The sequence below is a fragment of the Staphylococcus marylandisciuri genome (assembly GCF_025519785.1).
GTDB classification, from domain to species: domain Bacteria; phylum Bacillota; class Bacilli; order Staphylococcales; family Staphylococcaceae; genus Staphylococcus; species Staphylococcus marylandisciuri.
On sequence record NZ_JAOPKZ010000045.1, the window covers coordinates 1 to 388 of the forward strand.

Here is a 388-nt window from a genome sequence, read left to right on the forward strand (position 1 = left end):
TACAGCTCCCCAAAGCATATCGTCGTTAGTAACGTCCTTCATCGGCTTCTAGTGCCAAGGCATTCACCGTGCGCCCTTAATAACTTAATCTATCCTGCTTTGAGTCAAGCGTTCGCATGCTTCTTCAGCTTCACTTCGAAGTGGCAGTCACTTACATAGATAAGCTCCTTTACTTCTTAGCTCGTTTCATCGCCTGACAATCGCTTTCTTTCAAAGCATATTGTTTTGTGTCAAGCGCTCGCATGCTTCTTCAACTTCGCCTCGAAGTCGCAGTCACTTACGTAGGTAAGCAACCCATACTTACTCAACTCAAACACACCAGTTATTAATCAGTGAGTGTTCGTTCGAACACTAGCGATTATTTTTGAATTCAAGCTTTTAAAAACTC

Annotated in this window: 1 rRNA gene; it reads right to left on the minus strand. The window is 43.0% G+C overall.

From position 1 onward, the window contains the following. A 23S ribosomal RNA gene (locus N9R04_RS11330) occupies positions 1 to 90 on the minus strand; the annotation flags it as partial. Positions 91 to 388: the final 298 nt, after the last annotated feature.